This is a genomic window from Amycolatopsis sp. NPDC049868, assembly GCF_044461365.1.
Lineage (GTDB): Bacteria > Actinomycetota > Actinomycetes > Mycobacteriales > Pseudonocardiaceae > Amycolatopsis.
In genome coordinates this window covers 2715-6605 of record NZ_JBITKV010000030.1, presented here as the reverse complement: position 1 = coordinate 6605, position 3891 = coordinate 2715, and the positions used below count along the sequence as shown (strand labels likewise).

The following is a 3891-nucleotide window of genomic DNA, read 5'->3' as shown; positions in this document are numbered from 1 at the left end:
TCGGCCACTTCATCCCCACCGTCACCTCAAGAAACCCCTGCAAAGCAGCAGGAAGACGCACAGGCTCATACCCCACACCAACACACCTCCTCTCCCAAACTCAACAAAACCACCACAAAGAACCAAACAGCCCTAGAACCCCGCCGCATTCTCCTCGTCTTGCGCCGCAAATTCCCCCGGCACCTTCCGAATGTCGCTCGCGTTCAGCGTCAATTGGTCCTTAAGCTCATGAAGAGAAGCCATGAGCTCCTTATATGGCTTCATATATTGCCCTTCGAATTTCTCGCCAGTCTCATCGTCACCCCAGCAGCCCGACCGTTCCTCCAGCTCCTGATGAACGTCGCCAATCGCCCGTGAAAGCTCGGCGGTGTCGTCAGCAAGCTTTTTCGTAGCCGCATCCGCGGCATGCATGTCAACGCTGGTGATGTCACCCATGATCTATCACTTCTCACTTTCCTTGACGGGACGACTTCCGCCCTTTTCCTCATCCACTTTGTCGGCGAACGGGGAGAACAGTGACTCGACGAGTTTGCCCGGGTCCATCCGGCCGGCGACCAGATCACCGAAGTTGATGCCGGGCAGTCCGCCGTAACCGCTCATACTCTCGACCAGTTTTTCCATGCACTGCGCACGACCGGCCTGCACGGTTTCGACGATCAGGTGAGCCAGCTCGGCGGGCGCCATGGTCCGGTACTTCGTGCCGAGGAACTTCATCGCGGTCAGGTCTCCGCGTCCATCGAACGTCATCGAGAGCGAACGATCCTTGGACCGGACGGTGGTACTGTCGTCGTCCACCTTCTGCTGCAGCTCTGTCAGTTTTCGCTGTTCGCCCTCGAACGCCTGCATCGCCGCTTCAGCGGCTGCCGCCAACGGGGCGTTTTCCGGGAAATGGAACTCAACCATCGTTTTCTCCTTCTGTGGCGGGAGCTTCAGGCGGCGGGTCCGGGATCCGAAGCGGGCGGCCGAGCACTGGGGCAGGGAGATCCCCCACCCCCCAGCTGTCCATGTCGGCGGACAGCTGTACCGAACTCGATACCTGGCCTTTGTCGTCCTTACCGAGGACCTGCCCGCCCGTCATCGGAACCATCGCCCCGGGTGTTGCCGCCCCGCCGCTCGTCACCGGCGCACTCGCGGGCATGCCACCCGAGCCACTCGAGGCAGAAGCCCCCGACGGCGTATTCGGCGCCGGGGCTTCGGCGGTCAGGTTCGTTCCCGTCGGCTGCGCCCCGGACGCAGGCCTCGCGTGCTGCCCCTGTACATCGAACGCGGAATCACTCGCCGGCGCGTGAGCGACAGGTGGAGGTGTGTGTTGTGCGGGAGCAGCGGTCGAAGCCGTCGCCGCGACCTGAGCATGCTGAACGGGCGGAGTCGCCGTCACGGCTGGAACGTGCTGAGCCGGTGTAGCGGCCGCAGCCTGGTGCACGGGCGGAGCCGCAGGTCGAGCCGGCTCGGCCATCGACTCCACCGGAACCGTGGATGTGACAACGGGCTTCTCCATTGCGGACTTCTCCACCTCGGACTTCTTCGGCGCAGGCTTTCCCTCGGCAGATTTCGCAACGGTGGATTTCGCGACGACAGGTTCGCCCGTGGTCTGTCGCCCTATCGTGGTCTGCGATCGCGCCGACTTGCCGATCGCCGAAGCTTCGGCGGTGCGCACGAGAGGCGGCGACCAGCCCACGAGCACGTCGTCAGCCCCCTCGCTCCTGACGACGTGCTCGGACGGGCCGGGCGAGGTGTCCGGTGACCGCTCAGGTGCGCCGAGCCCTTGGTCACCGGCAGCCGACGCCCACAACGACTTGGATCCGCCACGACCGTCCGGCACGAATGCGCCGGGAGGCATGCCACCCACGATGAACGAAGCCTCCGCAGGCGCGCCCAGGCCACCGATTACCTCTCGTCCGGCGGGCTCGCCATAACCAGCGTGTCCAACGGCGAATCGGACAGGCGGCTGCCCCATGCCGCCGCCATATCCGGCCGGGACGAACACTGGCGATCCGGCGAGTCCTTCAGGGGCGTGAGCGTTGGCCTCCGCGAAGAACATGCCGATCTCCGCGTAGGCGATCTCAAGATCGAGCAGGATCCGGCGGGCCTGTTCGTCCAGCAGCCGAGGATCGGTCCCCGGCTGCTCGGCCCGCAGCAGGTGCAGATCACGCAGGCGACGCTGCCCGTTGGCAAGGGCTTCACCGACGCGACGCGACAGCTCACCGTCGGTGGGTCCCGGCGGACGCTGGCTGATCCTTGTGACCATCGTGTCTGCGATCTCGGCATAAGCATGCGCTGAGACGCCGTGCCACACATCGGCAAGGTTCTTGGCGTGCTTGCGATAGCTGTCCACCGCCTCACGCAGTACCTCGGCCGCCCGGTCGAACCAAGCGGCCAGGACGTACCAGCTCTCCGGCTCGGCCCCTTCCAGCAGGTGTGACACCTCGTCGACGGTGGGCCCCCCGACCGGCGGTTCAGGGGGCGGCGAAGGGGCTGTTCCCCGGCCGATGACCTCGGCCATGGCTTACGAGTTCCGTCCGAGCACGGACGATGGGACATCCTCATCCTCGTGCTCGTCCCGCCACGCGCCGCCGTCGTCCTGGAGCCAGGTGTTCGGCTGCCGCTCGCGGTTCTCGTTCTGCCCCATACCGCCCATGCCGCCGCCCATGCCGCCCATGGGCATTCCGGCGCCGCCCATGTGGTCTGCCGGGATGGCGGATCCGGGTCCGGTGGTTCCCACCGGCGCCTGCTGGGTGACCGCACCGGTCGCCGGCGCCAGCCCCTGACGTGCGGCGACGTCGGTGTCAAGCACCGAGTCCGCCCGCGGGGTACCGGCACCGTCGAGCGTGTTGTGCGCCGGCAAATCGCCGCCACCGACGCCTCCGCTGCCCACACTTCCGCTCACGCCACCGCCGGTGCCGCTGTCAAGACCGCCGCCGCTAGGGGGAGCGGACTCCAGCTTGACCGGGTGCTGCCCACCCGGAGACCTGCTGTCGGAGTTCGCCGACAGACCGTCGATCGCTTCGTCCGCCTGCTGCTTCGCGTCGTGCAACGCCTGCGCATAGGCGTCGTTCCCGTTGTAACCGGGCAGGCTCTCGATGGCCTTGTCGATCGCTGCCTTGGCGTCCTGGTGCGCTTTGTCCGCGATGGGGGAATCCCCGTCTTGGCCAGATCCTGCGTCTGGAGACTGACCGGACAGGAAGTCGTTCAGCGAGGACCGCGGCTCGCCTGAGCCCGGCTGCGATGGATCACTCGCGAGGCCGTCGAGCGCTCGGTTCGCCGCATCCTTCGCCTCCTGCAACGCCTGTTGCCGCTGCTGCTCCGCCGCATCCGGCGTACCGCCGTCCGAGGAGCCGCCGCCAGAGGTCCCACCCGCACCAGTGCCCGTGTCGGCGGGAGCGCCGGTCAACGAATCCGGCACCTTGAACTTCTGCGTATCCGGCGGCGCACCGATATCACCCGACGAACCCTGACGGCTGTCGTCCGCACCGCTCGACGAGTCTCCCGTGCCGGTGTCCGCACCGCTGCCCGTGCCTTGCAGCCCTGAGATGGCCTTGTTCGCCGCGTCCCGAGCCTCCTGCAGGCCTTCCTGGCGCTGTTGCTCAGCGGGGTCGTCGACACCACCGCCGATACCCGCGCCTCCGCCGGCGCCCGGATCACCCGTGCCGCTGTCGCTTCCGCCTGTGTCATCGGGCGAACTGGTCAGCGAGTCCGGAATCTTGACCTTGTCGCCCGAACCGCCCGGCGAAGCACCACCACCAGTGTCCGAACCAGGCGCATTGCTCCCCGAACCCGACAACGGCGCTAGGGCACCATTCGCCGCGTCCTTCGCGTCCGCCAACCCCTTCTGCCGCTCAGCCTCATCAGCCTGCCGCTGCCTCTCGGCCTCATCAGCCGCCGCGGAACCAC

General features: G+C 66.8%; 3 protein-coding genes and 1 pseudogene. All 4 read right to left on the bottom strand.

All coding sequences use genetic code 11. From position 1 onward, the window contains the following. Positions 1-132: 132 nt before the first annotated feature. Positions 133-435: a hypothetical protein gene (locus ACIBTM_RS46405; protein ID WP_395883487.1), complete on the bottom strand. Its 303-nt coding sequence runs from the start codon at positions 433-435 to the stop codon at positions 133-135. 6 nt (positions 436-441) lie between these two features. After that, positions 442-903 carry a YbaB/EbfC family nucleoid-associated protein gene (locus ACIBTM_RS46400; protein WP_395883486.1) on the bottom strand — a complete coding sequence of 154 codons (462 nt, stop codon included), beginning with the start codon at positions 901-903 and terminating at the stop codon, positions 442-444. Next, positions 896-2503, bottom strand: coding sequence for a hypothetical protein (locus ACIBTM_RS46395; RefSeq protein WP_395883485.1), 1608 nt, complete (start codon positions 2501-2503; stop codon positions 896-898). The genes ACIBTM_RS46400 and ACIBTM_RS46395 overlap by 8 nt, the downstream gene beginning before the upstream one ends. Before the next feature lie 3 nt (positions 2504-2506). After that, positions 2507-3891 (bottom strand): annotated as a pseudogene (locus ACIBTM_RS46390) (hypothetical protein); the annotation flags it as partial.